At 54.8% G+C, this 25,519-nt stretch carries 24 protein-coding genes; 16 read left to right on the top strand and 8 right to left on the bottom strand.

All coding sequences use genetic code 11. The features are described from left to right. Positions 1–93 precede the first annotated feature (93 nt). From ACIRQ6_RS09930 to ACIRQ6_RS09920, 3 genes are read left to right on the top strand one after another with little or no spacing between them, the layout of a single operon-like run. Positions 94–2,466, top strand: coding sequence for a DUF1989 domain-containing protein (locus ACIRQ6_RS09930; protein WP_420860431.1), 2,373 nt, complete (start codon positions 94–96; stop codon positions 2,464–2,466). Beyond that, positions 2,463–2,846, top strand: a complete 384-nt coding sequence (locus tag ACIRQ6_RS09925) for a hypothetical protein (RefSeq protein ID WP_420860430.1) — start codon at positions 2,463–2,465, stop codon at positions 2,844–2,846. Before ACIRQ6_RS09930 ends, ACIRQ6_RS09925 begins: the two co-directional genes overlap by 4 nt. A 19-nt stretch (positions 2,847–2,865) precedes the next feature. Continuing rightward, positions 2,866–3,078 (top strand): TIGR03643 family protein, encoded by a 213-nt coding sequence (locus ACIRQ6_RS09920; protein ID WP_420860429.1) that lies wholly within the window; start codon positions 2,866–2,868, stop codon positions 3,076–3,078. Between the two features lies 1 nt (position 3,079). Here ACIRQ6_RS09920 and ACIRQ6_RS09915 read toward each other — a convergent pair whose 3' ends face one another. The 5 genes from ACIRQ6_RS09915 to ACIRQ6_RS09895 all read right to left on the bottom strand — a co-directional run bounded on the left by ACIRQ6_RS09915 (position 3,080) and on the right by ACIRQ6_RS09895 (position 8,895). Next, positions 3,080–4,414 (bottom strand): NAD(P)-binding domain-containing protein, encoded by a 1,335-nt coding sequence (locus ACIRQ6_RS09915; RefSeq protein WP_420860428.1) that lies wholly within the window; start codon positions 4,412–4,414, stop codon positions 3,080–3,082. A gap of 143 nt (positions 4,415–4,557) precedes the next feature. Further along, positions 4,558–5,892 (bottom strand): type III glutamate--ammonia ligase, encoded by a 1,335-nt coding sequence (glnT, locus tag ACIRQ6_RS09910; RefSeq protein WP_420860427.1) that lies wholly within the window; start codon positions 5,890–5,892, stop codon positions 4,558–4,560. Positions 5,893–5,960: 68 nt separating this feature from the next. Beyond that, positions 5,961–7,307: an FMN-binding glutamate synthase family protein gene (locus ACIRQ6_RS09905; protein WP_420860426.1), complete on the bottom strand. Its 1,347-nt coding sequence runs from the start codon at positions 7,305–7,307 to the stop codon at positions 5,961–5,963. A gap of 12 nt (positions 7,308–7,319) precedes the next feature. Beyond that, positions 7,320–7,997, bottom strand: coding sequence for a protein GlxC (locus ACIRQ6_RS09900; protein ID WP_420860425.1), 678 nt, complete (start codon positions 7,995–7,997; stop codon positions 7,320–7,322). A gap of 1 nt (position 7,998) precedes the next feature. After that, positions 7,999–8,895 carry a class II glutamine amidotransferase gene (locus tag ACIRQ6_RS09895; protein WP_420860424.1) on the bottom strand — a complete coding sequence of 299 codons (897 nt, stop codon included), beginning with the start codon at positions 8,893–8,895 and terminating at the stop codon, positions 7,999–8,001. Positions 8,896–9,112: 217 nt separating this feature from the next. Here ACIRQ6_RS09895 and ACIRQ6_RS09890 point away from each other — a divergent pair, with 217 nt between their 5' ends. The 7 genes from ACIRQ6_RS09890 (at position 9,113) to ACIRQ6_RS09860 (ending at position 15,450) form a co-directional block, all read left to right on the top strand. After that, entirely contained in the window at positions 9,113–10,504 is a 1,392-nt protein-coding gene (locus tag ACIRQ6_RS09890) for an ammonium transporter (RefSeq protein WP_420860423.1), read from the top strand. A gap of 24 nt (positions 10,505–10,528) precedes the next feature. Continuing rightward, on the top strand, positions 10,529–10,702 hold the full coding sequence (locus tag ACIRQ6_RS09885) for a hypothetical protein (RefSeq protein WP_420860422.1): 174 nt from the start codon (positions 10,529–10,531) through the stop codon (positions 10,700–10,702). Between the two features lie 132 nt (positions 10,703–10,834). Next, positions 10,835–11,476: a PAS domain-containing protein gene (locus ACIRQ6_RS09880; protein WP_420860421.1), complete on the top strand. Its 642-nt coding sequence runs from the start codon at positions 10,835–10,837 to the stop codon at positions 11,474–11,476. Between the two features lie 139 nt (positions 11,477–11,615). Beyond that, positions 11,616–12,764: an aminomethyltransferase family protein gene (locus ACIRQ6_RS09875; RefSeq protein ID WP_420860420.1), complete on the top strand. Its 1,149-nt coding sequence runs from the start codon at positions 11,616–11,618 to the stop codon at positions 12,762–12,764. A gap of 58 nt (positions 12,765–12,822) precedes the next feature. Beyond that, positions 12,823–13,419 (top strand): dimethylamine monooxygenase subunit DmmA family protein, encoded by a 597-nt coding sequence (locus ACIRQ6_RS09870; RefSeq protein ID WP_420860419.1) that lies wholly within the window; start codon positions 12,823–12,825, stop codon positions 13,417–13,419. Beyond that, positions 13,416–14,378, top strand: a complete 963-nt coding sequence (locus ACIRQ6_RS09865; RefSeq protein ID WP_420860418.1) for a PDR/VanB family oxidoreductase — start codon at positions 13,416–13,418, stop codon at positions 14,376–14,378. The genes ACIRQ6_RS09870 and ACIRQ6_RS09865 overlap by 4 nt, the downstream gene beginning before the upstream one ends. A gap of 1 nt (position 14,379) precedes the next feature. Continuing rightward, the gene (locus ACIRQ6_RS09860; RefSeq protein ID WP_420860417.1) at positions 14,380–15,450 is read left to right on the top strand and encodes a heme-dependent oxidative N-demethylase family protein; all 1,071 of its coding nucleotides are present in this window, start codon (positions 14,380–14,382) and stop codon (positions 15,448–15,450) included. Here ACIRQ6_RS09860 and ACIRQ6_RS09855 read toward each other — a convergent pair. Further along, positions 15,447–16,106, bottom strand: coding sequence for a helix-turn-helix domain-containing protein (locus ACIRQ6_RS09855; RefSeq protein WP_420860416.1), 660 nt, complete (start codon positions 16,104–16,106; stop codon positions 15,447–15,449). The two genes, ACIRQ6_RS09860 and ACIRQ6_RS09855, sit on opposite strands and share 4 nt — an antisense overlap. Before the next feature lie 297 nt (positions 16,107–16,403). On the opposite strand from ACIRQ6_RS09855, the gene ACIRQ6_RS09850 reads away from it, so the two are divergent. The 4 genes from ACIRQ6_RS09850 to preA all read left to right on the top strand — a co-directional run bounded on the left by ACIRQ6_RS09850 (position 16,404) and on the right by preA (position 21,224). Continuing rightward, on the top strand, positions 16,404–17,345 hold the full coding sequence (locus tag ACIRQ6_RS09850; protein WP_420860415.1) for an ABC transporter substrate-binding protein: 942 nt from the start codon (positions 16,404–16,406) through the stop codon (positions 17,343–17,345). Positions 17,346–17,416: 71 nt separating this feature from the next. After that, positions 17,417–18,436, top strand: a complete 1,020-nt coding sequence (locus tag ACIRQ6_RS09845; protein WP_420860414.1) for a quaternary amine ABC transporter ATP-binding protein — start codon at positions 17,417–17,419, stop codon at positions 18,434–18,436. A gap of 159 nt (positions 18,437–18,595) precedes the next feature. After that, positions 18,596–19,882, top strand: a complete 1,287-nt coding sequence (locus ACIRQ6_RS09840) for an NAD(P)-dependent oxidoreductase (protein ID WP_420860413.1) — start codon at positions 18,596–18,598, stop codon at positions 19,880–19,882. Between the two features lie 37 nt (positions 19,883–19,919). Continuing rightward, a complete protein-coding gene (preA, locus tag ACIRQ6_RS09835) occupies positions 19,920–21,224 on the top strand; it encodes an NAD-dependent dihydropyrimidine dehydrogenase subunit PreA (RefSeq protein ID WP_420860412.1) in 1,305 nt (434 codons plus the stop codon). 4 nt (positions 21,225–21,228) lie between these two features. On the opposite strand, the gene ACIRQ6_RS09830 is transcribed toward preA, so the two are convergent. Together ACIRQ6_RS09830 and ACIRQ6_RS09825 are read right to left on the bottom strand one after the other, a co-directional pair. After that, positions 21,229–21,759 carry a hypothetical protein gene (locus ACIRQ6_RS09830; protein WP_420860411.1) on the bottom strand — a complete coding sequence of 177 codons (531 nt, stop codon included), beginning with the start codon at positions 21,757–21,759 and terminating at the stop codon, positions 21,229–21,231. Positions 21,760–21,869: 110 nt separating this feature from the next. Beyond that, positions 21,870–22,496: a TetR family transcriptional regulator C-terminal domain-containing protein gene (locus ACIRQ6_RS09825; RefSeq protein WP_420860410.1), complete on the bottom strand. Its 627-nt coding sequence runs from the start codon at positions 22,494–22,496 to the stop codon at positions 21,870–21,872. Positions 22,497–22,737: 241 nt separating this feature from the next. On the opposite strand from ACIRQ6_RS09825, the gene ACIRQ6_RS09820 reads away from it, so the two are divergent. Then, a complete protein-coding gene (locus ACIRQ6_RS09820; RefSeq protein ID WP_420860409.1) occupies positions 22,738–23,988 on the top strand; it encodes a Zn-dependent hydrolase in 1,251 nt (416 codons plus the stop codon). A 68-nt stretch (positions 23,989–24,056) separates the two neighbouring features. Then, positions 24,057–25,517: a dihydropyrimidinase gene (hydA, locus tag ACIRQ6_RS09815; RefSeq protein ID WP_420860408.1), complete on the top strand. Its 1,461-nt coding sequence runs from the start codon at positions 24,057–24,059 to the stop codon at positions 25,515–25,517. The last annotated feature ends 2 nt before the right edge of the window (positions 25,518–25,519 follow it).

Here is a 25,519-nt window from a genome sequence, read left to right as displayed (position 1 = left end):
CGAATTTGTTTGCCGACTCTGCGGAAGGCGTATATTCTCTAGGTTAAATATTTATTCCGCACATGCAACTTCTGTCGCGGGTCAGGGGGGCCAATGCTCGATGATCTCTACCCCAAGGTAAAGCCGGGGCCACCAAAGCCCAGCAAAATCATTCAGCCCGCTGTGTTTTCTATGCCCCCCGGGCACGAACGCTACGTGGTCGAAGGGGCGGGCGCAGTGTTGATCCCCATCGAGACCGGCGACCAGATCACCATCACCAACGAAGAAGGCGGGCAAGTGGCCGAAGTGCTGGCTGTAACGCCCAAGGGCAAAAGTGATTCGGGCCTAATCGGGGCCGGTGCCAACGGGACGGCAGCGGGACTGAAAGCACTTTTGACCAGTGATGACCAATCCTTGCGTGGTTTGCGGATGGGTTTGGATGCCCGTGGCATTGATCTGGACACGGTGCATTCCATTGATCTCTTCGACAGTCTTAGCCCTGCAGGCGATGCAGCCAGCTTTACGGCCAAAGGGGACGGCTCGATTATTGTCGCCGCACCGGGTGGCGCGATGGATATCGAAGCACAGAACACTGCGACCCCATTGGTGATCACGCTCAAGCGTGCTGTGATCAAATCCAAGGTCCGTTTTGAACTGCCCGACCCGCTGGCCAATCCAGTGGATGACATCCGTGTGCATACGGCCAGCGCAGAGAGCTTTTTCGTCAAAGCAGGGGACTACATACAGATAATTGATGTAGATGGCCGTCAATGTACGGATTTTCAGTGTTTTTCTGCGCGCAAGCTGGACAAAGGGATCGAGCATGCCTTGGACGTGACCACCACGCGCACAATCCAAGGGCACGCTTACCCGATGCCCGGTCTGCATGCTAAATACTATGATCAGGACATGCTGCCACTGGTCGAAGTGATCCAAGACACCTGCGGCCGTCATGATGCATTCGCACTGGCTTGTGCTGCGAAATACTACGACGATATCGGCTATCCGGGTCATGCCAATTGTTCTGACAATTTCAACGGGGCGTTGGCCAAACACGGGGTCACTGCGCGGCCCGGTTGGATGGCAATCAATTTCTTCTTCAACACAGGGTTGGACGAACACGGGGTTATGTATGCGGACGAGCCGTGGTCGCGGCCGGGCGATTATGTGCTGCTGCGCGCGATCACCGATCTGATCTGTGTCAGCTCCGCCTGTCCTGATGATACGTCGGCGGCCAATGGTTGGAACCCAACCGACATCCACGTGCGCACCTATTCCGGTGTTGAGACTTTCCAGCGGGCGGTTGCCTTCCGCGCCACTCCAAATTCCGAGGCCAAAATGACCAAACAAACTGGGTTTCACGACAGCTTTGCCAAACACACACGCAATTTTGTCGAATATAACGGCTATTGGTTGGCAAATTGTATGGGCGATGCGGGGCCGATCGAGGAATACACGGCCTGTCGTGAAAAGGCTGTGATCATGGATCTGTCGCCCTTGCGCAAGTTTGAGGTCACGGGCCCCGATGCCGAGGCGCTGTGTCAGTATGTCTTTACCCGCAACATGAAAACGCTGCCTGTGGGCGGGGTGGTCTACACGGCCATGTGTTACGAGCATGGGGGCATGATCGATGACGGCACGGTCTTCCGGCTGGGGCGTGATAATTTTCGTTGGATTGGCGGCAATGACTATGGCGGCGAATGGATGCGGGAACAGGCGGCAAAACTGGGGCTAAAGGTTCTGGTTCGGTCTTCTACCGATCAGCTGCACAATGTGGCTGTGCAGGGGCCGGCCAGCCGCGATTTGTTGCGCGATCTGATTTGGACAGCCCCCCATAATCCTGAGTTCGATCAGTTGGGATGGTTCCGCTTTTCCGCTGCACGGTTGAACGACGAGCACGGAACGCCAATTGTGATTTCTCGCACAGGTTACACAGGCGAGTTGGGCTATGAGGTCATGTGCCATCCCAAGGATTGTACCGAAGTGTTCGATGCGATCTGGGCGGCAGGGAAACCACATGGGCTGAAACCATTGGGGCTGGAAGCGCTAGATATGCTGCGGATCGAGGCGGGCCTTATCTTTGCAGGCTATGATTTCAGCGATCAGACAGATCCGTTTGAGGCCGGTATCGGCTTTACGGTGCCACTGAAATCCAAGCCCGATGATTTCATCGGTCGTGACGCGCTGATCCGGCGCAAGGAAAACCCCATGCGCAAATTGGTGGGTCTGGATGTGGACAGCGAGGTCGAGATTGGCCACGGCGATTGTATCCATATCGGCCGCGCACAGGTGGGCGAAGTGACCTCGGCCATGCGTTCGCCGCTGCTGGGGCGGAATATCGCGATGGCGCGGGTTGATGTCACCCACGCAGCACCGGGAACGGAACTGGAGATTGGTAAGCTCGACGGTCATCAAAAACGTCTGCCCGCCACCGTACGTGCCGATCTGGCGGCGTTTGATCCGAAAAAAGAGCGTCCAAGGTCATGATCGCGCGGCGTTGGGTCCTTGCCAGCCTCTTTGCGGCTTTGGCATCCACGGCCTCTGCTCAATCGGTTAAACTCGAAGGCCACGAGATTGACGCCCTTCTTAAGGGCAACACAGCCATCGGGCGTTGGGACGGTGCAAACTACCGTCAATATTTTGATGCAGATGGCAGCACGATTTATGCCCAAGAGGGAGCACGTTCGACCCTTGGGCAATGGCGTGTGGATGCAGACCGGCAGGAATACCAATCCATTTGGCCCAACGATGCGGAATGGGAAGGGTGGTTTGTGATGGAATGGGCCGGTGATTTCTATTGGGTCAGCAAATCCACGCCGCCAACCCCGTTTGAAGTGGTTGAAGGCCAGCAGTTGCTGTTTGAATAACGCGCTCTAGCTCACCCATATGAGCAAAACTGATTTATCCGAAGCCGACACCAGCGCCATCATTGAGATGGCCCTGTCTGACCACATGCCGTTTGAGACAATCAAACTGGAATACGGGTTGCGTGAGGCAGAAGTTGTGGCACTCATGCGTTCGAACCTGAAATCAGGCAGTTACCGCGCGTGGCGCAAGCGAGTGCATGATTTTGGCACCCGCCGCGCATCTTATAAGTAACCTAGTTCTGCAGATAGACCTCTAGGCTATCGTCCAAAGCATCCTTCCACGGCGTGTGGTGTACCGGGGCCATCGTGCCAGTCATCACAGACTTATAGCTGTTGTCGCGGAACGTCATGATGCCCTTTTTCTTGTGGCCTTTCCATTCCTTGAAGGCCATGCAGGCACCTTCCACGTCGAAGGTTGGGTAGTCCGTTTCGGCAATGAGTTCTTTGATATAATCGCCTTGATACCAGATGGCGTCATAGTCGTCCTCGCCAGCGTCCTCGCGCGCCACACGGTCGACCACATCAGCCGCCATAGCGGCGTTATCTGGCATGGCGATCTTGCCCATGATGGCATCGCGTACCCACCAAGCCTGCGCATCAAACATGTTGAAGGTAAACCATTGGTCCTGCATCCCCAGATAAAACAGGGCAGGGTTATCCAGATAGGCTACACCTTTATAAAGGTCCACAGTCGCCAACCGGTTGGCTGTTTTCAGGCGCAGGTCCTCGGCCATAAATGGGAAGTGATGCTGATAGCCTGTGCACAGGATCACCGCATCAATATGGCGGGACGTGCCGTCTTTGAAATGGGCTGTGTTGCCATCAACTTTGGTCAGCAGCGGAACCTCGGCCCAATTATCCGGCCAGTCATAGCCCATGGCGGCCGTGCGGTGACTGACCGTGATGGATTTGGCCCCGTACTTCCAACACTGTGAACCAATGTCTTCGGCGGAATAGCTGGTGCCGACGATAAGGATATCTTGGTCCTTGAACTCAAGCGCATCGCGGAAGTCATGGGCATGCAAAACGCGGCCCTTAAAGCTTTCAAATCCGTCGAACTCCGGCACATTCGGGGTTGAAAAATGTCCCGAGGCACAGATCACATGGTCGAACTCTTCGGTGTATTCGCGATCATTCGGAAGGTCTTTAACCGTGACACTGAATGTGCCGCCCTCAAATTCCACGCGCCGCACAGCGGTCTCAAACCGGATCCAATCACGCACACCGGCTTTCTCGACACGGCCCTGAATGTAATCGAACAACACGGCACGTGGCGGGTAACTGGCGATTTGTTTGCCAAAATGCTCTTCAAAGGAATAGTCGGCAAATTCCAAACCTTCCTTGGGACCATTGGACCAAAGATAGCGATACATGGATCCATGCACAGGTTCGCCATATTGATCGACGCCGGTGCGCCACGTGTAATTCCAAAGCCCGCCCCAGTTCGACTGTTTTTCAAAGCAAACGACCTCTGGAATGTCTTCTCCATTCTGCTTGGCAGACTGAAAAGCACGCAATTGCGCCAGTCCCGATGGGCCAGCCCCGATAATGGCTACACGTTTTGTCATAATGATCCTCTCGTTGGGATGGAATGAAAAGTCAGGAGCCTCCGGCGGGAGTATTTTGGGAAAAAAGAAACCCTGTATGTCTAAGAGTTTCTTTTTTCTTCAAATACTCAAATCCAACTGGCGGCATAAATCACGACACTTGATCAGATATCCAATGTGTTGTCTTTTTCCCATTGGCTGAAGTGAGACGTAAAATCGTTCCATTCCTGCATCTTCATTTTGATATAGGAGGCCGAAAATTCGTCGCCCATTGCGGATTTCAGACCTTTGTCTTTGTCGTATTCGCGCAAGGCGTCCAGCATGTTCAGCGGCAGCTTGGGGGCGCCACGTACTTTGTGGCCTTCTGCATACATGTCGATGTCGTGGCGCTTGCCTGGATCAGCTTTGGAGCGTACGCCCGAAAGGCCTGCGGCAATGATTACGGCCTGCAACAGATAAGGGTTGGTCGCCCCGTCTGGCAAGCGCAGCTCAAAGCGGCCCGGACCCGGAACGCGCACCATATGCGTGCGGTTGTTGCCAGTCCAAGTCACTGTATTGGGCGCCCATGTAGCGCCTGACATTGTACGCGGTGCGTTGATGCGTTTGTAGCTGTTCACGGTCGGATTGGTGATCGCGGCCAGTGCCGAGGCGTGTTTCATAATCCCGCCAAGAAAGTGACGGCCTTGTTCGGACAGACCCAGTTCTGCGGTTTGTGAACTGTCGTTGGGTTCCATTGCGAAGACATTGGTTTTGGCATCTGATCCAGCCGCATCCCAGACCGAGATGTGCGCGTGACAGCCATTGCCCGTCAGGCCCTCAACCGGTTTTGGCATGAATGTCGCGCGGTAGCCGTGCTTTTCGGCAACGCATTTGGCCATGAATTTGAAAAAGCTATGCTTGTCCGCCGTTTTGAGCGCGTCGTCAAAATCCCAGTTCATTTCCCACTGGCCATTGGCGTCTTCGTGGTCGTTTTGATAAGGATTCCAGCCCATTTCCAACATGTGGTCGCTGATCTCGCGGATCACGTCGAGGCGGCGCATAAAGGCCTGCTGATCATAGCACGGCTTGGCTGCGGTATCATATTGATCGCTGATTTGGTCGCCTTCGGGCGTCAGGAGGAAGAATTCGGCTTCGATCCCTGTTTTGACATGCATGCCCTCGGCGGCGGCCTCTGCGATAAGTTTGCGGAGTACGTTGCGGGGGGCTTGTTCCACCGGTTGGTCTTCCATGACACAATCGGCAGGGACCCAAGCGATTTCCTTGTTCCACGGCAATTGGATCACGGCCTCGGGGTCCGGCACGGCCAACATATCAGGGTGGGCTGGGGTCAGGTCCAGCCATGTGGCAAAACCGGCAAAGCCTGCGCCGTCTTCCTGCATGTCCGCAATGGCGCGGGCAGGGACCAATTTGGCCCGTTGCCCTCCAAAAAGGTCAGTGAAGGAGATCATGAAATATTTGATGCCATTGTCTTTGGCAAACTTGGCCAGATCAGTTGTCATTGTCGTTATCCCTATTGGTCGTCTTTATATGCGAAGGGCGCGACCCTGCGGACGCGCCCTGAATGTCATCAGTAGCTTGAGCCAGGTTTGCCGGGGTACCAATCGGTGCCCGCCAGCGGAATTTTCGCCATGGCGGCGGCTTCCATGGTTACAGCGCAGAGGTCCTCGGGTTCCAAGTTATGGACATGGTTTTTGCCACAGGCCCGTGCGATGGTTTGCGCCTCGAGGGTCATCACCTTGAGGTAGTTGTTCAACCGCCTGCCGCCCTCAATGGGGTCAAAACGGGCCATCAGATCCGGGTCCTGCGTTGTGATGCCCGCAGGGTCTTGGCCCTCGTGCCAGTCATCATAGGCGCCAGCGGTTGTGCCCAGCTTTTGATACTCGTCTTCCCAACGCGGATCATTGTCCCCAAGGGCGATCAACGCCGCGGTCCCAATAGCAACAGCATCCGCGCCAAGGGCCATACATTTGGCTACATCTGCGCCTGTGCGCACACCGCCCGACACGATCAATTGCACGTCTCGGTGCATGCCAAGGTCCTGAAGGGCTCGCACGGCTTCACGAATGCAGGCTATAATAGGCTGGCCCACATGTTCAATGAATACGTCTTGGGTCGCAGCGGTACCGCCTTGCATACCGTCCAGAACGACCACGTCAGCACCGGCCTTTACGGCCAAAGTCGTGTCAAAGTAAGGTCTTGCACCACCTACCTTAATGTAGATTGGGACTTTCCAACTGGTGATCTCACGCAGTTCCAGAATCTTGATTTCCAGATCATCAGGACCCGTCCAGTCGGGGTGGCGACAGGCCGAGCGTTGATCGATGCCTTTGGGCAAATTGCGCATTTCGGCCACGCGGTCGCTGATCTTTTGGCCTAGCAACATACCGCCGCCGCCGGGTTTCGCCCCTTGGCCCACAACCACTTCGATGGCATCTGCTTTGCGCAGGTCATCGGGGTTCATCCCGTAGCGTGAAGGCAGGTATTGATAGACCAGTTTGTTGGAATGACCGCGTTCCTCTTGGGTCATGCCGCCGTCACCTGTGGTCGTCGACGTGCCCGCCAATGTGGCCCCACGGCCCAAGGCCTCCTTTGCAGGACCCGACAGAGCCCCAAAGGACATGCCTGCGATGGTAATTGGGATGTCCAGCTCAATCGGGTTGGACGCATAACGCGTGCCCAAAGTCACCGAGGTTTCACATTTCTCGCGGTAGCCTTCCAGCGGGTAGCGCGAAATGGAGGCGCCCAAGAACAACAGATCATCGAAATGCGGCAGCTTGCGTTTAGCCCCGCCACCGCGAATGTCATAGATGCCGGTGGCTGCTGCACGCCGGATCTCGGCGTTGATCGGGTTCGAGAAGGTCGCCGACTGGATCGGGACAGTGCGCGGGGCACCGGCTTGTTTTTCGTCTTTCATATCACGGCCCCTTTAATATGCGTTGTCGATGTTGAAGGTATACAGCGTCCGGGCAGAGCCATAGCGCTTGAACTCGGATGCTTCGGCGTCGCAGCCGCCGCGTTCGAGCAGTTCTTCGAGTATGGCGATATGTTCCGGGCGCATTTCCTTTTCGATGCAATCGGCACCCAAGGATTTGACCGAACCGCGTACAAACAGACGCGCCTCATAGATGCTGTCACCCAATGCGTCGCCAGCGTCACCGCAAACCACGAGGTTGCCGGACTGGGCCATAAATGCGCTCATGTGGCCCACATTTCCATGCACCACGATGTCGATGCCCTTCATGGAGATCCCGCAACGGGACGAGGCATTGCCTTTGATCACCAATGTACCACCATGGCCTGTGGCGCCCGCATATTGGCTGGCGTCGCCTTCGATGGTCACGATGCCGGACATCATGTTTTCAGCCACACCTGGCCCAGCCGAGCCATGCACGTTCACCGTCGCTTGCTTGTTCATGCCCGCACAGTAGTATCCCGTTGAGCCCTTAACTGTAACCTCGATGGGTGCGTCCAAACCTACGGCAATTGCATGACTGCCTTTGGGGTTTACGATTTCCCAAGCAGTTTGATTGGTGGTTTCCGCCTGCGCATGCAGGGTCGCGTTCAGTTCCCGCAGGCCTTGGGCCTCTAGATCAAATGTCTGCATATCAGTGCTTCCAGAAATAAACGGTTGCGGGCTCGGGCTCCCAAACCCGGGCATCGTCAATGCCGGGCAGGTTGACCAAAGCGCGGTATTCGCTGCCAAAGGCCACATATTGGTCGGTTTCTGCCATCACCGCAGGTTTGCAAGCGATGGGATCGCGCACAACGCCAAAACCGTCTTTGGTACCCACAACGAAAGTAAAAAACCCGTCCAGATCGTCTAATGAACTTTCCAACGCTTCGCCCAAGGTCGCGCCCTTATTCATCTGATCGGTCAGATAGGCTGCGGCCACTTCGCTGTCATTTTCGGTTTCCACATGGACCCCTTCGCGGCGCAGCTTGCGACGCAACGAGTTATGATTGGACAGCGAGCCGTTGTGAACCAGACATTGGTCCATTCCCGTGGAAAACGGATGTGCACCCATAGTGGTCACGGCTGATTCCGTGGCCATGCGTGTGTGCCCAATTCCGTGGCTTCCGCTCATTTTTTCAACTTCAAAGCGGCGTGCCACATCTTTGGGCAGTCCAACCTCTTTGTAGATCTCGATAATATCGCCAGCACTCATCACACGGATTGAGGGCCGGATATCTGCCAAAGCTGCCCGGGCTGTAGCAACTTGATCGGCGCGCATTTCCAACACAGCATGGGTGCTTTTGATGCTGACCTCTACGTCGCCTTTGATGCAGGCCCGCAGATCCTTGCGCAGCTTGTCAAAGTCGGCATCTGGCGTGTCTGACTGCACGGTCAGTTTCGCTTTAGCCTCTGAATCTGCGCCATAAATTGCAATGCCAGCGCTGTCTGGGCCACGATCAGTCATCGTCACCAACATGTCGGTTAGCATCGCCCCTAATTCTGGCTCAAGCGATTTGTCTTTCAGGAACAATCCCACAATTCCGCACATTGGCGTCTCTCCCTTTGAACTGCACTCAGGGCAGCCCGGCCCTTACGACTCAGACGCTAGCACCAAACAATTCAGCGCTCAACCATGAGGAAACTTTTTTTCATGTGCGGCAAAAAATGACTCGCCAGAAGCGGAAACCCATGGTTGAGTTTCCCTAGCGTCCGCGCGCAACAATAAGAATGGACGCACTTTAGCTAAAGACAACACGGAGAGACCAGTGGAAGAACAAATAGCAGAGCTTGCGGCCCAGGTCGCCGCACTCCAAGGCAGCGCGGGTGTGACCAACACCATGTTTGCCGAGACCTTTTATTACTTAACGATCCCTTTGATGATCATCATTCACGCAGGCTTTTTGGCCTATGAAATGGGCGCATCACGGATGAAAAACGTGTTGTCCTCAGGGGTGAAAAACATACTGGCCTTCGCCTTTATGATCCCGACTTTCTACTTCTTTGGATGGTGGGTGTATTGGGGCTTCCCAACCGGCTTTACCCTCAGCGAAGGGCCTGCGGGCATTTCTGGGGCGGCCTATGCCAGTGCGATTGCATGGGGCTGGGGCGAAAGCGCGCAGTACATGGGGCCAAACATCGCCGACCAAGCGTCTGGTGTGTTCTTTGGCGCTTTTGCGCTTTTTGCAGCAACAACCGCATCCATCATGTCCGGTGCTGTGATTGAACGCATCCAGACCGTGGGCTTTGTGATCTTGGCCATTGTGCTGGGCTCATTTGCATGGGTTCTGGCCGCTGCATGGGGGTGGCACGCTGATGGTTGGCTTGTCACCGAATGGGGCGTCCACGACTTTGGCGCGGCAGGCCTTGTGCACGCTGTGGCAGGCTTCTTTGCCTTGGGTGTTTTGATCAACCTCGGCCCGCGCATTGGCAAGTTCAACGCTGATGGATCCGCCAATGAAATCGCAGGGCACAACATGCCCCTTACGGTTGTTGGTTTGATGCTGATTATTGTTGGTTTCTGGGGCTTCTTGATGGCCTGTGTCATTGTTCCTGGCGAAGCATGGAGCTGGTCTGGCGCGAACCCGACCACAATCTATGGTACACCGATCACGTTGTCGGCCTTGGGCTTTAACATCCTGATGGCTGTTGCCGGTGGGATCATCGGTGCGTGGATTATCACCAAAGATCCGTTCTGGATGATGTCTGGTGCACTGGCCGGGATTATCTCGACCGCCTCAGGTTTGGACCTCTACTATCCGGCGCTGACCTTTATCATCGCCTTTTCAGCCGGTTTGATCCTGAAAACCTGTGCAAACTTCCTTGAAAAACGCGGCATTGATGATGCGGTTGGCGCGGTGACCGTGCACGGCACAATCGGCCTTTATGGCATGATTATGCTGGGTGTGTTTGCCTCAGGCTTTCCTGCGTTGTCAGGCGAAGCAGGTGTGCCAACGATCAGCCTTGTGGGCCAGATTGTCGGATCCATCGTGTTCTTCTTGGTAGGGTTTGTTCCCGGCTACGTTGTGTCGCTGATCCTCAAGGGGATGGGCATGCTACGCGTTCCAGAAGGTGCCGAATTGGCTGGCATGGATACAGTCAAAGTACCGGCCCAAGGCTATCCTGAAGGCATTCCAAACTCACCGGCACCTGCCGAATAACCCACATCCAAAAGGAGATATAGAATGGGATTTCCCTATAGCGAAGCAACTTGGGATGTGGTCGACGGGGCCATGTTCATGGGGTGGGGCACGGCTGCACCGGGGCTCTACACTGCGATTGCCGCGATCATCTGTGTGGCCGTTTTGGTCATTGGTCACAGCTCAGAAGCGAAAAAAGCCAAACGGTTCGACAAGTAAGTACTAGGACTAGAACAAACGAGAAAGGCCCGCCTCAGGTGGGCCTTTTTCATTTTGACAGGGGCTTTAACACCAATTGGTAACCAGTTTGGCCTATGCCGCTTAGGAACCGCTGTGGCAAAGGGCAAATGGATGACAGAGCTAGACGAAACACCGATCGGGATTTTTGAAAGCATTTTTAAATCGTCAGATGCGTTTGTGTATCGTTGTTTGAACGATGACGATTACACAATGCTCTATATGAACGGCTGTGTGCGCCAAATCACAGGGTATGCGATGAATGACATCGTGCAGAACAAAACGGCATCCTACGTTGGCATCACCCACGCCGAGGACAAAGACCGTGTCTTCAGTGAAGTGGATGCCGCCATCGAACAACGTGTGCCTTGGGATGTGGCCTATAGAATTGTGATGCGCGATGGTACGGTTCGTTCGGTGCGCGAACGCGGCGATGCGGTTTATGATGAAAAGGGCGAATTGACCCACTTACAAGGCTTGGTCGTCAATGCTGATGCAGAAGTGGCATTGCGCGATAAAGTCACCCATCAAGTCGAGACAACGCAAGCTGTAAACGCTGAGATCCTGACGCTGGCTGGTAAAATCAGCGACTCTGTACGGCAGCTGTCCCTTCTGTCGGTCAATGCCCGGATTGAGGCAGCCCGGGCAGGGGAGGCGGGACTTGGTTTTGCCGTCGTCGCCTCCGAGATCAACAACCTTGCCCGAGACAACGCCATCTGGGCCGAACAGATCACCAATAAGATGGCTGAAATTTAAGCCCTTGGTCCAACAGCACGCTCCTATGGTCTCAAAAATTACCTGACAGGAAAAAAAGTTGCATATCATTCTTGCTTTTTAAGCAGCGGTCAGGCTGAATATCCCCAACAAGACTCATAAACACCAAGGGGGATATTTAATGGCCATTCTATGGAGAGCATCCGCGCTGGCGCACCGGCACGCTGAAATTGGCGGCGAGTTGGAAGACTGGAACGGTATGGGAACCGCTTGGTTCTATGACGATACCCCCGAACGCGCCAAAGCTGACTATGAGGCGATCCGCACCAAAGCAGGTCTGATGGATGTGTCCGGTTTGAAAAAGGTTCATGTGTGTGGACCAGACGCGGCCTATGTCATCGACCGCGTCACCACCCGCAATGTTGAAAAGATTGCCCCGGGCCGTGCCAGCTATGCTTCGATGCTGAATTCCGAAGGCAAGTTTGTCGACGATTGCGTCATCTACCACGTCTCGGTCAACCAATGGCTGGTTGTGCATGGCACTGGTATCGGCATGGAACAACTGACGACGGCCGCAGCTGCGAAAAACTGTTCGGTTCTTTTTGATGACGACCTGCACGACATGTCTTTGCAAGGACCGGTCTCGGTTGATCTGTTGGCCGAAGAAATCCCGGCTATCCGCGATTTGGCCTATTTTGGTATCATGCAAACCCGGCTTTATGGTCGCGATGTTATGATCAGCCGCACAGGCTACACGGGCGAGCGCGGGTACGAAATTTTCTGCCGCGCCAAAGACGCCGTTCATATCTGGGACAACATCCTAGAGGCCGGCAAAGATAAAGGCGTCCGCCCAGTGCAGTTCAGTACGCTCGATATGCTACGCATCGAAAGTTACCTGCTGTTCTACCCCGGCGACAACTCCGAGACCTTCCCGTTTGAGAACGAAACCTGCGGCGACACGCTGTGGGAGTTGGGCCTCGAATTCACCGTATCCCCGGGCAAAGAGGGCTTTATCGGGTCGGAAAACCACTATGCCTCCAAAGGCAAGGAACGCTTCAAGATCTTTGGTGTGCAATTGAAAGACAGCATGGATCAGATGGAGATGTTCGCGCGCGTCAAGCAAGGCGACAAAGACGTGGGCGTCATCACTTATGGTCTGTCTTCGGAACTGAACGACTATTCCGTGGCTATTGCGCGGCTTGATCCTTCGGTTGCCAAGGCAGGCACAGCGCTGACTGTCGTGCAACCAGATGGCACAGAACTGGCAGCGACTGCCGAAGACATGCCATTTTACGACAAAGACAAATCGATCCGCTCGGCCAAAGGCTAGGGCAGCGATTGGGCGCTCTGATCTTCAGAGCGCCTTTTTCCTATTTTCGAGGATACACATGTCAAAATTTGACTTTCCACCCTCTATCAAAAGCCGTCCGGTCTATGGCACGCTTGAGGCCCGCCAAGGGGCCGCGCACTTGATGATTGCTGATGCCGAAGGGGCCGAGGCGATACTGGACATCGCAACGCCCGAGTTGATGGCCAAAACCCACATTATCTACATCCCCAGAGCCACTGATTTTGCAGATAAATTGCGGGCTTTGACCCCCGCGCAATTCTACGAAGGCCCCAGTTACGCCGCCGCCGTCACGCGCATTCAGCGCGTGTTGCAGGACGCAAGTGTGGGGCTTCAGGTCTATCTGGCGGGCACCGAAGGACTGATGGGCCAAGCCCAAAATGAGGCGATGCAGGCCGGTATCCCGCACACTGCCATTCAAACCGAACATCGCGGATCCATCGCGCGGCGCATGCAATGTGTCCACTGTAAAGGCATCACGGAAGATGTCGAAATTGATCCGTTTGTGTGCAGCCATTGCGGGCTGAACCTGTTTGTACGCGATCACTACTCACGCCGATTGGCCGCCTACCAAGGGGTCTGCATCGATGCAGAAGACCCTGGGAACGTGCCCCCTTCCAAAGGATTGTACGAATGAGCGGAGCAGAAAAAATCGCTGTGACCGTCACGGATATCGTGCCTCTTAATGATCTTGTCACCCGGTTCGAGTTTAAACCCACTGCGGGTGGCTTGTTGCCGACTTTTTCCGGTGGCGCGCACACAGTTGTCGAAATGCAAGACGGCGATATCACACGCCTCAATCCCTATTCGCTGATGTCCGATCCCATGGATCAGACGGCTTACACAATCTCAGTGCGCCGCGATGATGAGGGGCGGGGCGGCTCGAAATTTATGCACGCACAAGTGGCCGTCGGCGATCAAATGACGATCAGCTATCCGGTCAACCTGTTCAGCCTCGATCTGCGCGCGCGTAAGCATCTCTTCATCGCAGGCGGCATCGGCATCACGCCGTTTTTGGCCCAGATCAAACAGCTGGAACGGTTCAATGGCAATTGGGAGTTGCACTATTCCGTGCGCACGCCCGCGCTTGGGTCTTATGTGGATGAACTGACCAGCCACCACCCGAACGAAACCCACGTCTATTATGACGATCAAAGCCAAGCCATCAATCTGGACAATTTGCTGACAGGCCAACCGCTGGGCACCCATGTTTATGTCTGCGGTCCCAAAGGCATGATCGACTGGGTGCGCGGCAAAGCGGATGAAATGGGCTGGCCGCGCGAGGCCGTGCATTACGAGGAATTTCTGGCACCACAGCCCGGCAAGCCGTTTGAGGTCAAGCTGGCTGTTTCCAACAAAGTTATTCAAGTGGGTGAACAAGAAAGCCTGCTGGAGGCTATGGAACGCGAAGGGGTGGATGCGCCGTATCTCTGCCGTGGTGGGGCCTGTGGGCAATGCGAAACATCGGTGATCGGCTACGACGGCCAGTTCATTCACCGCGATCACTGGCTTGAGGAGGCAGAGCAGGCCTCGGGCCAGAAGATTATGCCATGCGTGTCCCGTTTTGAGGGAAAAACCCTAGTATTGGATCGATAATATGACTTTGCAGTTCAACGACGAAACCTTCCGCGACGACTATTCGTTCCACAATTCCGAGCGCGCGATCAAACGCTTTCCGTTTCCGTTCCACGAAGACAGCTACATGTATTCGGTGAACATGGAACAGCATCGCGGCGGCCCTGCGGACAGTGTTTATGAAAAACGTTTCGATGTAGACGAACATTATGTGGCCGAGATGCGCGACCGTGCCCTAGTTCTGGCCGATGATCCGCTGCGCTGTCAGTCCTTGCCACATATGACTTTGGCCGGTTGGGACCTGCTGGAACTGATCATGGTCAGCAAGTCCGAGGATTATCCGGATCTGTTTGAATTGCACCGCGACGGCAATAATTGGCGCTGGATAAACAAGCCACTGGGCATCGACGATAGCTTTGTCTTTTTGGATGAAACCACGCTGCCCTATGGCCCGATGGAATACATCACCCGCCAGACCCAAGGCGATTTTTGCGTTTTGGACCAACGGGATGACAACCTCTGGATGGACGCCGGTATTGTCACAACCCAAGCCGATTGGTCGTTGGATTTTGACATTGGAATGAACTTTTTCGAATGGCACGCGCCGGTGCCTTTGGCCCATGAAAAGGGTATCTTTGTGCGGGCGTTGAAGTTTTTGTTGAACATCCAGCAAGGCGCGCCTGCGCGGCGGCTCAACTGGACAATGACAGTGAACCCGCTGCTGGATACGTCACCCGAGAACTACCACAAATGGGGCGTGCAAAAGACCACGCTGACGCCTGAAAATATTGGGGCAAAACAGCATCTACGGGTTGAGTTGCAGACGTTCTTCCGTCTACCGCGTTCAAATGCCTTGGTCTTTCCGATCCGATGCTACCTGTGCAGCTTTCAGGATTTGATGACGGTACCAAAATGGGGTCGCCGTTTGCACCGCGTGGTGCGCGATTTGCCCGAGGAACTGGCGACCTACAAAGGCTTCATCGATAACCGGCCAATGATGCTGGATTACCTGTCTGATTTTGATGATGGTTTGCCCACGTCAGCGGGCATTTGGCCCGATCTGGACAGCGAGCCTGCGTTGACGAAACCCTAGGTGGGGCTGCTCTGCGGATAACTGATAATCGATAAATAGCGGGCAGGCAGGGTGACCAGTTTTTCCGGCCCGTGTGGTGCATCCGCGTCAAAAAACAGCGTATCGCCAGCTTCCAGCAGGAACGTTTCTTCGCCATGGCGGTATTCGACCTGGCCCTCAAGCATGTAAATCGTTTCGATCCCGCCGTGTTGGAACATTGGGAACACATCCGAGGTCTCAGTGAGAGTGATCAAATAGGGCTCGACCATCACACCGCTGGCGTTTGATCCAAGATGGCCCAGCAAGTTATACTGATGTCCTGCGCGGGTGCCCTCGCGCTGCATCTCAACCCCTTGACCGGATTTGGTGTGTACCGCATCACGGCTTTCTTCAAAACGCCGAAAAAATGAGGTCAAAGGCACGCTGAGCGCATTGGCCAAGGTTTGAAGCGTGGTCAGCGAAGGCGATGTGTTGCCGTTTTCAATCTTCGACAACATGCCGATCGACAAGCCCGTCAATTGGGCAAGTTCGGCCACTGTGACGTTTTGTTGACGCCGAAAACTGCGAACCTCACGCCCAATCGCGACCTCCAGAACCTTCTCGCGTTCCTCGCGGACGCGGTGGGGGTCTTGGGTCAGGGCCGAGGCCATATCGGGTGTGATTTTTTCAACGTTCATAATTCGGGCAACTTGCTTAATTTCACTCCTTCAACAATAGCACATTTTCCTGACAGGACAAAAACTATCCCTGTGAATGAAAATTGTGGGATTTTTTATAGAATTCCCAGCGCAAACGGCAAATGTCATAAACTGTTAAGAATAATTCTTGATTGGTAGGAAAACTGTGCGACACTCTGACCATCGCGGAATGGGGGTTTTCCGGGAATCAGCTTGGTGCCTCCACCAAATGCGGCCCGCCCAATGAGGTCGCATCACCAAAGAGCGCATCACGCGCATTCGACATGGGAGAATACGATGAAAAAACTGACAACAGCTTTGGCCACGGGCGTCCTTGCCTTAACGCCTCTTGCGGGCTTTGCCGCCGACAGCAGCGATCCGATTATTATTCCGATCCATAACTGGTCCTCGCAAATTGTGATGTCCAACGTCGTGGGCCAGATCATGGAATCTATGGGCAACAACGTTGAATATGTAACTACCGACAGCCAAGCCGTTTACGAGTCCGTTCGTTTGGGCGACGTCACTATGGAATTGGAAGTTTGGGAAGGGGCTTTTGGCGCGTCCTTCCGTGCAGCACTCGAAAAGGGCGGTTTGCATGACGCAGGCGACCACAACGCCGTGACCCGCGAAGACTGGTGGTATCCGATGTGGACCAAAGACGCATGCCCGGGCCTGCCAAGCTGGGAAGCGCTGAACGACTGTGCCGAAGTCTTTGCAACGGCTGAAACTGGCTCAAAAGGCCGCTATCTGGATGGTCCTGTGGACTGGCTCAAGCACGGCCAAGAGCGTGTTGAAGCACTGGGCATGAACTTCCAAGTGATCAACGCTGGCTCTGCGGCTGCTCTTTGGGCTGAAATTGGCGCGGCTGAGGCCGACAAAAAGCCAGTGGTTGTGTTTAACTGGACACCAAACTTTGCCGAAGCCGTATGGCCAGGTGAGTTCGTTGAATTCCCAGCATGGGTAGACGGCTGCGACAAAGACCCAGCTGTAGGTCCAAATCCAAACGCGCTTTATGACTGCGGCAACCCTGCAACGGGTTACCTCAAGAAAGCCGCATGGGATGGCATGAAAGACAAATGGCCAGCTGCTTACGACACGCTGACCAAAATCTCCTTCACCAACCCACAGATTGCGGAAATGGCGAAAATGGTCGACATCGATGAGATGGAGCCAGAAGAAGCCGCCGAAGAATGGTTGGCCGCGAACGAAGACGTTTGGAAAGCTTGGGTTCAGTAACCCCCTTTTTTGACGTAATACTAAAAGGCCCTGTCCGATTTCGGGCAGGGCTTATTTGACAAAGGCACCTCATGACAGACACCACACCGGTCATTTCCTGCAAAAACGTATGGAAACTTTTTGGGGCCGATCCAAAGGGGTATCTCAACAAGATGCCCCAAGGTCATAGTTTTGATCAGATCCGTACCGATGGATATATCGCAGGGGTCAAAGACGTCTCGATTGAAGTGGGGCGCGGCGAGATGTTGGTGATTATGGGCCTGTCTGGCTCGGGTAAATCCACGCTTGTGCGCTGTTTCTCGCGCCTTCACGACATCACTGGTGGCACAATCTCGGTCGAAGGGCAGGACATTATGAGCCTGTCTGAGAAAGAACTGATTGATCTGCGCCGCAATAAAATGGGCATGGTGTTCCAAAGCTTTGGACTGTTGCCGCACCGGACCGTTCTGGAAAACGTCGCCTTCCCGTTGGAAATGCGCGGCCAAGACCGCCACACCCGTCGCGCACGGGCGTTAGAAGTGGTCAAATTGGTGGGCCTTGAGGGCCGCGAAGACTACTTTCCGCGCGAATTATCTGGCGGACAACAACAACGCGTGGGCATTGCGCGATCCTTGGCGATTGAGCCTGACATCTGGTTTCTGGACGAACCTTTTTCGGCCCTTGATCCCTTGATCCGTCGCGAAATGCAGGACGAATTCCTGCGCCTTCAAGGGCTACTGGGCAAAACTATTGTCTTTATCACGCATGATTTTGACGAGGCCCTGCGCCTTGCCGACCGGATTGCCATCATGAAAGACGGCGCGGTTGAACAATGCGATACACCCGATCAGATCGTGCTAAATCCGGCCACGGAATACGTGCGTAAGTTCACCGAAGAGATCGACAAAGCGCGGGTTGTCCACGCAGGTGTGCTGGCTGATGCGACCCAAACTGGGGAAGGCACGCCGGTTGATGCCGGGGCCTCGATTCAGGATCTTGCCCGGCTTTTGGTCCAGGACACTCGAATTTCAATACCCGTTGCAAAAGATGGCGCGGTGATCGGGGCAATGTCGCGTAGCACGGCCCTGGATATTCTGGTCGGCGCTGACTGACCGCGGGCTAGTCCTGTTGAAGTGCTGTGATTTTGGGCGTTACGCTTGGAAAGTGACCAGAGGTCAGCGTTCCGTGGGTCGAATTTTATTTACCAGTTGATAAAAAAATTTTCTGTGGCAGTGTAAAGGGCAGAGTGACAAGCAAGCGTGGAGCAAGTGATGGCACATTCCCCTTTGACCTCAGGCGTGGTTGCTGGACGCCTTGATCCAGAGGTCTTGGCCGATAATTTTTCTGATCTGCATGCGCCTTTGCAGGCTCACGAGGCCTCGGTTGCGGCGGATCGGTGCTATTTTTGTCATGATGCGCCTTGCGTGACTGCATGCCCGACCGACATCGATGTGCCGCTCTTTATTCGTCAAATCCAAACGGGGACGGCTGTGGCTGCGGGCAAGACGATTTTGGAGCAAAACATTTTAGGCGGCATGTGCGCCCGTGTGTGCCCCACGGAAACTCTGTGTGAACAGGCCTGCGTCCGTGAGGCGGCTGAGGGCAAGCCAGTTCAGATTGGGCAACTCCAACGCTTTGCGACAGATGCGGTTATGGCGCAACCACAACAGCCCTTCACTCGTGCGCCGGATACTGGAAAACGCGTGGCCGTTGTGGGGGCGGGGCCTGCTGGTCTGGCGGCGGCCCATCGGTTGGCGTTGCTCGGGCATCAAGTGGATCTTTATGATGCGACGGACCGGCTTGGTGGGCTGAACCAAACGGGAATTGCCGCCTACAAGTCTACTGATGATTTTGCCCAAGCCGAGGTTGAATGGTTGCTGGAAATCGGTGGGATCGAGGTGAAAACTGGATTTGCTTTGGGTCAAAATCTGACCCTTTCGGATTTAACAAGCTGTTTTGAAGCGGTTTTTCTGGCTATCGGTCTGGGCGGAGTGAATGCTTTGTCCGGGGTGGGCGAGACACGCGATGCCGTCGATTTCATCGAGGAACTGCGCCTGTCCAAGGATCTCGCCCAAGTTGAAGTGGGACGCGATGTTTTGGTCGTTGGGGGCGGAATGACGGCTGTAGATGCGGCTGTGCAATCAAAATTACTGGGTGCTGATCGCGTGACCATTGCCTATCGCCGGGGCCAAGACGCCATGTCAGCTTCGCGCTATGAACAGGACCTTGCCACATCAAAGGGTGTGCGGATTGTCACCCAAGCAGTGCTAAAGTCAGTCGATGCGGGTCAGGCCGTGCTCACGCTAAACGGGTCGGAAGAGGTGATATTGCCCTGTGATCAAGTGCTAATGGCTATCGGTCAAAAGTTGGACGATGCGGGCGTGGAACTGGCGTTGGAGGGCGGAAAAATTGCTGTCAAAGGGGCTGGACGAACCTCGGCCAAGGGGGTTTGGGCTGGCGGCGATTGTGCGGCAGGCGGCGAGGATCTGACTGTCACTGCGGTGGCCGAAGGGCGTGATGCTGCGATGGATATACACTCGGTTCTGATGGGGAATTGAGTATTTTTGGAAAAAAGAAGCTCAAAGGAATGGCGCAATGGCTGATCTGACGACTGAATTTTTAGGAATTACTTCGCCCAATCCGTTTTGGCTGGCCTCGGCACCGCCCACGGACAAGGAATACAATGTACGCCGTGCGTTTGAAGCAGGCTGGGGTGGTGTGGTTTGGAAGACTTTGGGATCAGAAGGGCCTCCAGTTGTGAATGTAAACGGCCCACGGTATGGGGCGATTTATGGTGCGGATCGGCGGTTGTTGGGCCTGAATAACATCGAGTTGATCACGGATCGTCCGCTGCAAACCAATCTGGATGAAATTGCGCGCGTCAAAGCCGACTATCCGGACCGCGCCATTATCGTGTCGATCATGGTGCCTTGCGAAGAAGAGGCTTGGAAGGATATTTTGCCCCGCGTTGAGGCCACAGGTGCCGACGGGATCGAGCTGAATTTCGGCTGTCCCCATGGCATGTCAGAGCGCGGCATGGGGGCCGCTGTAGGCCAAGTCCCCGAATATATTGAGATGGTGACGCGCTGGTGCAAGCAGTATTATTCCAAGCCTGTGATCGTCAAATTGACGCCGAACATCACCGATGTGCGCTATCCTGCGCGTGCGGCCAAGGCGGGTGGGGCCGATGCCGTGAGCCTGATCAACACGATCAGTTCCATCGTTTCGGTCGATTTGGACAGTATGTCGCCGGAGCCCTCCATTGGCGGAAAAGGCAGTCATGGCGGATATTGTGGCCCTGCGGTGAAACCGATTGCCATGAATATGGTGGCCGAGATTGCACGCGATGCTGAAACCCACGGCTTGCCGATTTCGGGTATTGGCGGTGTGACCACATGGCGCGATGCGGCAGAATTTATGGCCCTTGGATGCGGGAACGTTCAAGTCTGCACGGCGGCCATGACCTATGGGTTCAAAGTGGTTCAGGAAATGATTTCTGGTTTGTCCGAATGGATGGACGAAAAGGGTCACACCAGCACAGCGGATTTTATCGGAATGGCTGTGCCGAATGTCACCGATTGGCAGTATCTCGACCTCAATTACGTGGCCAAAGCAGTGATCAATCAGGACGATTGCATCAAGTGTGGGCGCTGCTATGCCGCGTGCGAGGACACCTCGCATCAAGCGATTGTGATGTCCGAGGACCGAGTGTTCACTGTGGATGATGCAGAATGTGTGGCCTGCAATCTGTGTGTCAATGTCTGCCCGATTGAGGGCTGTATCACGTTGGAACAAATGCCTTCAGGGGCTGTTGATCCGCGCACTGGCGTGACAGTCAGTGATGATTACGCCAATTGGACCACACACCCCAATAACCCGGGGTCTGTGGCCGCTGAATAGCCGATCAGTTGGAGGTTTGTTCCACCGGTTCGACCTTGGTCGTAGGTGCCATGGTGCGGTTGGCGGGCGCGTCGGGTTGCAACAACACAACCTGAGCCGCACCCAATGGCGGTGCTTTGATTTGCTCGATCATCATCAATTGACGGGCCTCTGCTACGGCCTCCTCGGCACCTTGCCGGACCAAGAGTTCAAGCATTTCAATGGATTGTCTGCTGGAGGTTGGCGCATCAGTTGACAGTGCACTGAGCCTTGCAGTGACGCTGGCCTCGTTTGATTGAGACTCGGTGGCTGTTGGGCTGGCAGCTGCTGACGTTGACGCCGAGGACGTCGATGTGCCCGTTTCGTTGTCTTGATCTGACGCGCCGGTTTGGCTGGCGCCAGTAGATTGCGTTTGGTCAGATTGATCCGCCGAAGTGGTTGAGCCGCTGTCTTGCGTATTGGTCCCGCCTGAGGCCTCTTCGCTGTCTGCGGGGTCGGTTTGCTGTTGTTGAGGGACAAATAGGCTGGTGCCAAGGGTGTCCAATCCGGTGCTCATGTCACTGGTCCTTTATGCGATGACGCCCCCGTCTGGCGGTATCTATACCCAATCCACCGGTGTTTTGTCCCGGCATCTTTAAAGTTTTCGACATAAGTATGAGGAGGAGGTTAAGAGCGCAGTAGTGGTTGCAGCATATTTGTATAGAGCATCGTCAAAAACGTTTCAGCATCTGCGAACATCGCGTCTGATTTGTCGCCCAAAACGGCTTGGATCTGAATTTCGAAATCAGCGTAGTGTTGTGTTAACGACCAGATCGAGAACAGCAGATGGTAGGGGTCCACTGGAGCTATTTTTCCCGCACGCACCCAACCCGAGATGACTGTGGCTTTGGCGTCCACCAATTCGCGCAAATCATTTTCGAGTAGATTCAGAATATTCGGCGCACCTTGCAAAATCTCATTGGCCCAAAGCCTGCTTTCGCGCGGGTAATCCTGCGACATCTGCAATTTGCGGCGCACATAGGCCAAAATTTCGGTTTGGGGATCGCCTGCGTCATCCATATCCTCAAGCGGATCCAGCCAAGTTGACATTAAAACCGCCAAAAGCTCTGCATGAATGCTCTCTTTTGAGGGGTAGTAGTACAGCAAGTTCGGCTTTGACAGACCCGCGGCCTTGGCAATTTGATCCAAGGTAGAGCCGCGAAACCCATAGGTTGAAAACACATCCAAAGCGGCCTCGCGAATGACTGCGCGATTTTTCAATTGGATTCGAGTTTGCCCTTTGGGTTCGGTCATTTGGGAATGGTCTTTGCGCAGGGGTTTGTTTGGTGCCTAATTTAAATGCGGAATTGAGCCAAAGGTCTCATTAAATTGGGACGGTTTCAAGACCGCCGAGCCGAAGTTCTTGACTGATTGTGCCGCCATGGTAGCGTTATATTGACCAGTTGGTAAAAAGAGCTCTGGTCAGGGACATCGCGCAGCAGATCGCCACGCACCCGTAGGCGAAACTGGCGCGCAACAAACAAAGGACGCTGCCATGGCTGCCCCCGGCGAAAATATGAAAATCAACGCTGAGCGGTTGTGGGACAGTCTGATGGAAATGGCACAGATTGGCCCTGGTGTGGCTGGGGGTAACAATCGCCAAACCGTGACGGATGAAGACAGCCAAGGCCGCCATTTGTTTGCGGATTGGTGTGCTGCTGCAGGAATGACCATGGGGGTCGATCAGATGGGCAATATGTTTGCCCGCCGCGAGGGAACTGACATGGATGCTCTCCCTGTCTATGTCGGTTCCCACCTGGACACGCAGCCCACGGGTGGCAAATACGATGGTGTACTGGGCGTGCTTGGCGGGCTTGAGATTATTCGTTCGATGAACGATCTGGGCATTAGGACCAAGCACCCGATTGTTGTGACGAATTTCACCAATGAAGAGGGCACACGCTTTGCCCCTGCAATGCTGGCCTCCGGCGTGTTCGCCGGTATCCACACGCAGGATTGGGCTTACGGGCGCGAGGATGCAGAGGGCCTGAAATTTGGCGATGAGTTGGAGCGGATTGGCTGGAAAGGCGATGAAGAGGTTGGCGCCCGTCAGATGCATGCCTTCTTTGAGTTGCATATCGAACAGGGACCGATCCTAGAGGCTGAAGGCCGTGATGTGGGCGTGGTGACCCATGGGCAGGGCCTGTCTTGGACCCAAGTGACGATCACGGGCAAGGACAGTCACACAGGGTCAACCCCGATGCCTATGCGCAAGAACGCTGGCCTCGGCATGGCACGGGTCTTGCAGAAGGTCGATGAGATTGCCTGGTCCCATGCGCCCCATGCGGTGGGGGCAGCAGGCCATATCGATGTGCATCCCAACAGTCGCAATGTGATCCCGGGAAGAGTTGTGTTTACCGTCGATTTCCGCTCGCCTGACCTGACAGTTATCGAGGATATGGAAAAGCGTCTTAAGATTGAAACTGACGCAATATGTAAAGAAATGGGCCTGGATGTAACCTATGAAAAGGTTGGAGGGTTCGATCCTGTAAAGTTTGATGAGGGGTGTGTGACAGCTGTGCGCGCCGCCGCCGAGCGTTTGGGCCACTCCCATATGGATCTGATTTCTGGTGCGGGTCATGATGCGTGCTGGATCAACCGGGTGGCCCCGACAGCTATGGTGATGTGCCCGTGTGTGGATGGACTCAGTCATAATGAGGCCGAAGAAATCAGCCCGGACTGGGCCGCAGCAGGGGCCAATGTGTTGTTTCATGCCGTGATGGAAACTGCTGAAATCGTTGATTGAGATAGGGGGGCTTTGCCCTCACCCCCCCGTTGATATTGGGGGCAAAAAGAAACTGGGGAAGGTGACGGATGACCAAAGTTATTAAAGGCGGCACGGTCTGTACTGCGGATCGCACGTGGAAAGCGGATGTTCTGATCGAAGGTGAGATCATCAAACAGATCGGTGAGGATCTGGTTGGGGATGAGTACATCGACGCTGAGGGCGCTTATGTTATTCCAGGCGGCATTGATCCTCACACGCATCTTGAAATGCCCTTTATGGGGACCACGGCTGCCGAGACGTTTGAAAGTGGCACTTGGGCTGCGGCTGTTGGTGGCACCACGATGGTGGTGGATTTCTGTTTGCCCGGTGCGGATGGTGATCTCAAGAACGCGATCAATGACTGGCACCGCAAATCCGCCCCGCAGATTTGTTCCGATGTGGGCTATCACATGGCGATTACCGGCTGGGACGAGGGGGTGTTCAACGGCATGAAGGATGCCATTGATATGGGGGTGAACAGCTTTAAGCACTTTATGGCTTACAAAGGCGCGTTGATGATCGAGGATGACGAGATGTTTGCCTCCTTCAAGCGCTGTGCCGAGTTGGGTGGTCTGCCCATGGTCCATGCCGAGAACGGCGATTTGGTAGCTGAGCTGCAGCAGAAATACTATGATCAGGGGATCACGGGGCCCGAGGGTCACGCATATTCACGTCCGCCAGAACTGGAGGGTGAGGCGGCCAACCGGGCGATTACGATTGCTGATACAGCGGGCGTGCCTTTGTACATTGTCCATGTGTCTTGCGAGCAGACCCATGAGGCCATTCGACGTGCCCGGCAAAAGGGCATGCGTGTTTATGGCGAGCCTTTAATCCAGTTTTTGACCTTGGACGAAAGCGAATATTTCAACAAGGATTGGGATCATGCGGCCCGACGTGTGATGTCCCCGCCGTTCCGCTCGAAAGATCACCAAGACAGCCTGTGGGCCGGTTTGCAGGCGGGGTCTTTGCAAGTGGTGGCCACGGATCATGCTGCGTTTAACACCGCCCAAAAACGTGCGGGGCGGGATGATTTTCGGATCATTCCCAATGGCTCCAACGGGTTGGAAGAACGCTTGGCTGTTTTGTGGACCGAAGGCGTTGAAACAGGCCGCTTGACGATGAACGAATTTGTCGCAGCGACCTCAACAAATGTGGCTAAGATATTGAATATATATCCGAAAAAGGGGGCGATTGTAGAAGGCGCTGATGCGGATATCGTCGTCTGGGACCCTGCGATCAGCAAAACGATTTCGCCTGCAAACCATCATTCTGTTCTGGATTATAATGTGTTTGAAGGGTTTGAAGTCACGGCCCAGTCGCGTCATACGCTCAGCCGTGGAGAGGTGATCTGGTCTTGGGGTAAAAACAGCCAGCCCAATCCAGGTCGAGGTAAGTTTGTGCCGCGTCCGCCATTCCCCTCAGCCCACACGGCACTGAGCCAGTGGAAGGCGTTGAATTCACCACGCAAGATCGAGCGGGATCCGCTGAACATTCCGGCGGGCATCTAAAC

Origin of the sequence: Algirhabdus cladophorae (genome assembly GCF_044772865.1) — a bacterium.
GTDB classification, from domain to species: Bacteria; Pseudomonadota; Alphaproteobacteria; order Rhodobacterales; family Rhodobacteraceae; genus Algirhabdus; species Algirhabdus cladophorae.
Note: the sequence above shows the minus strand (reverse complement) of the source record. Positions and strands in the feature narration are given on the sequence as shown.

Bases quoted from the DNA above. Each gene is read 5' to 3' on its own strand.
- ACIRQ6_RS09905 (WP_420860426.1), bottom strand. From the start codon at position 7,307: ATGAAAGACGAAAAACAAGCCGGTGCCCCGCGCACTGTCCCGATCCAG.
- ACIRQ6_RS09860 (WP_420860417.1), top strand. From the start codon at position 14,380: ATGACTTTGCAGTTCAACGACGAAACCTTCCGCGACGACTATTCGTTC.
- ACIRQ6_RS09915 (WP_420860428.1), bottom strand. From the start codon at position 4,414: ATGACAAAACGTGTAGCCATTATCGGGGCTGGCCCATCGGGACTGGCG.
- ACIRQ6_RS09870 (WP_420860419.1), top strand. From the start codon at position 12,823: ATGTCAAAATTTGACTTTCCACCCTCTATCAAAAGCCGTCCGGTCTAT.
- ACIRQ6_RS09880 (WP_420860421.1), top strand. From the start codon at position 10,835: ATGACAGAGCTAGACGAAACACCGATCGGGATTTTTGAAAGCATTTTT.
- hydA (WP_420860408.1), top strand. From the start codon at position 24,057: ATGACCAAAGTTATTAAAGGCGGCACGGTCTGTACTGCGGATCGCACG.
- ACIRQ6_RS09925 (WP_420860430.1), top strand. From the start codon at position 2,463: ATGATCGCGCGGCGTTGGGTCCTTGCCAGCCTCTTTGCGGCTTTGGCA.
- ACIRQ6_RS09885 (WP_420860422.1), top strand. From the start codon at position 10,529: ATGGGATTTCCCTATAGCGAAGCAACTTGGGATGTGGTCGACGGGGCC.
- ACIRQ6_RS09865 (WP_420860418.1), top strand. From the start codon at position 13,416: ATGAGCGGAGCAGAAAAAATCGCTGTGACCGTCACGGATATCGTGCCT.
- ACIRQ6_RS09820 (WP_420860409.1), top strand. From the start codon at position 22,738: ATGGCTGCCCCCGGCGAAAATATGAAAATCAACGCTGAGCGGTTGTGG.
- ACIRQ6_RS09895 (WP_420860424.1), bottom strand. From the start codon at position 8,895: ATGTGCGGAATTGTGGGATTGTTCCTGAAAGACAAATCGCTTGAGCCA.
- ACIRQ6_RS09930 (WP_420860431.1), top strand. From the start codon at position 94: ATGCTCGATGATCTCTACCCCAAGGTAAAGCCGGGGCCACCAAAGCCC.
- ACIRQ6_RS09900 (WP_420860425.1), bottom strand. From the start codon at position 7,997: ATGCAGACATTTGATCTAGAGGCCCAAGGCCTGCGGGAACTGAACGCG.
- ACIRQ6_RS09825 (WP_420860410.1), bottom strand. From the start codon at position 22,496: ATGACCGAACCCAAAGGGCAAACTCGAATCCAATTGAAAAATCGCGCA.
- ACIRQ6_RS09845 (WP_420860414.1), top strand. From the start codon at position 17,417: ATGACAGACACCACACCGGTCATTTCCTGCAAAAACGTATGGAAACTT.
- ACIRQ6_RS09830 (WP_420860411.1), bottom strand. From the start codon at position 21,759: ATGAGCACCGGATTGGACACCCTTGGCACCAGCCTATTTGTCCCTCAA.
- ACIRQ6_RS09920 (WP_420860429.1), top strand. From the start codon at position 2,866: ATGAGCAAAACTGATTTATCCGAAGCCGACACCAGCGCCATCATTGAG.
- preA (WP_420860412.1), top strand. From the start codon at position 19,920: ATGGCTGATCTGACGACTGAATTTTTAGGAATTACTTCGCCCAATCCG.
- ACIRQ6_RS09840 (WP_420860413.1), top strand. From the start codon at position 18,596: ATGGCACATTCCCCTTTGACCTCAGGCGTGGTTGCTGGACGCCTTGAT.
- ACIRQ6_RS09875 (WP_420860420.1), top strand. From the start codon at position 11,616: ATGGCCATTCTATGGAGAGCATCCGCGCTGGCGCACCGGCACGCTGAA.
- glnT (WP_420860427.1), bottom strand. From the start codon at position 5,892: ATGACAACTGATCTGGCCAAGTTTGCCAAAGACAATGGCATCAAATAT.
- ACIRQ6_RS09850 (WP_420860415.1), top strand. From the start codon at position 16,404: ATGAAAAAACTGACAACAGCTTTGGCCACGGGCGTCCTTGCCTTAACG.
- ACIRQ6_RS09855 (WP_420860416.1), bottom strand. From the start codon at position 16,106: ATGAACGTTGAAAAAATCACACCCGATATGGCCTCGGCCCTGACCCAA.